The organism is uncultured Agitococcus sp., from assembly GCF_937920075.1.
Lineage (GTDB): Bacteria > Pseudomonadota > Gammaproteobacteria > Pseudomonadales > Moraxellaceae > Agitococcus.
On sequence record NZ_CALETI010000123.1, the window covers coordinates 1 to 1,850 of the forward strand.

Annotated in this window: 2 protein-coding genes; both read right to left on the bottom strand. The window is 35.1% G+C overall.

Features of this window, described 5'->3' with window-relative positions; genetic code table 11:
• Positions 1-1,228, bottom strand: a 1,228-nt coding sequence (locus tag Q0212_RS04445; protein WP_297922808.1) for a caspase family protein, incomplete at its 3' end; no start/stop codon positions are given.
• A gap of 192 nt (positions 1,229-1,420) precedes the next feature.
• Positions 1,421-1,807 carry a sigma-70 family RNA polymerase sigma factor gene (locus Q0212_RS04450; RefSeq protein ID WP_297922810.1) on the bottom strand — a complete coding sequence of 129 codons (387 nt, stop codon included), beginning with the start codon at positions 1,805-1,807 and terminating at the stop codon, positions 1,421-1,423.
• Positions 1,808-1,850: the final 43 nt, after the last annotated feature.

Consider the following 1,850-nt stretch of genomic DNA (forward strand, 5'->3'; position numbering starts at 1 on the left):
CAGCTAAATATTGTTGATATTTTTCTTTAGCCAAAACACTATACTTGCCTTGTGGAAATTGTTTGATATAAAAATCAAAGTCTTGTGAACGGGTTGAATTTTTAGTCTCTCGCCATAAATTTTCATCTAATTTTTGTTGTTTTTCTAAACCTAAAGCAGCTAGTTTCGAACTAGCTTCTGCTACATAAATACTATTAGGAAATAGTGCCATAAATTCTTCTAATGCCTTCTCGGATAAATTGGCTTGTGCCTTAGCCCATGCCTCATCTTCACGCTTTTTATCCTGCATTAAATTAAATTGCTTAATCTTCTTTTCTGCTAAATAGACATAACTACCATTTGGATAACGATTTAAATACTCTTGAAAATCCTCTATATCTTGTGAATTAATAATAGATTGCCAAAATATATCCTCACCACCAATACCACTAGATGATGGCATGGTTACCGTGTTAATAGGTGTTAAATTGGTTTGGCTTTGACCAATTAACACTAATTTTGATAAACCTGTTCCTTCATAATAAGGATTTTGTTGACCACCAGTGGCAACTCTGACTTTATCTACCACGTTATCCATCAAATCTGTTAAACGTTGATTGGGCTGGTTTAACTCTTCTAATAATGCACCAGTAAAAGTACCATTACGACCTTTACCATCTTGTGCAACTTCACCAGGGCTCGCTGCATACATCACCATAAGCCCTCGTGCAGGAGGCTGCATACGCACTAAACCTCGTGTACCAGAACGATATGTTTTAGGAAATGGATCATTACGACATGCATCAATAATTAAAATTTTTGCAGCTGCACTACTGGTTTGGAGTTTTTCAATAATTTCTTGTAATGAAACAGCTTCACGTGACACTTTATCTTTATTAGATAATTGAGCATTAGTCGGTACTAAGAAGTTTTGATTATCTGCTTGAACACCATGCCCCGCATAATAAAATACCAAAGTTCCACCTGCATCAACCTGTTCTTTGGCTTTATCTAAGCTGCTTAACATGGTATCTAAATTAGCATTTAACACTAAGTTTGTTTGATACCCTGCTGCTTGTAATACTTTTTGTAGCGATTTAGCATCATTAACGGGGTTCTTTAAATTGTCTGCAACCGATTTATATTCGCTATTACCAATAATTAAAGCCACTTTGTCAGCTGCATAGCTACAGGTGCTATAAACGACAAAACTGATAGACAATAATGTTTTATAAAAACCTTTTAACATAAATCTCTTTCACCGTTAGCGTTTGCTAAATATCATGCCTATCCTTTTCTACAGAATCTTGGCAGTACAAATCTCTTGTTTACTAGTCTAGAGGTATCACTAAGCCTGACACTCTGCTTAGGTTGTAGGATACACTGTTAATAAACGCAAGAAAATGAAAAATGGGTTAAACCCTATACTTAGAACTTATGGTTAATAATACTCTGCCAAACATTGCCGTAATTTAGTTAATGCATAACGTAAACGGCTTTTCACTGTTTCAAATGGCAAATCAATTAAACTTGCAATTTCAGGCAAGGATAAACCAGTCTCTTCTCGCAATAAAAAAATATCTTTTTGCTCATTGGGTAATACATCTAAACACAGCTTGATTTGTTCTGTTGCTTGATCTAATTGTGCTTGTTTTGCGGGGTTAGGCTGATAATCACAAACTTCCAAGGCTGGTTCGTTATCAGTTAAAGATTCTAATAAATGCTCAAGCTTGTACTTACGATACAAATCAATCTGAACATTCCGAGCAATTAAATATAAATAAGTATTAAATTGAGCATTTGCTTGATAACTTTGACTAGTCCGTATTCAGGGTTAAAGCCACCGCCTTTAGGCGGTCAGATTTATCTAT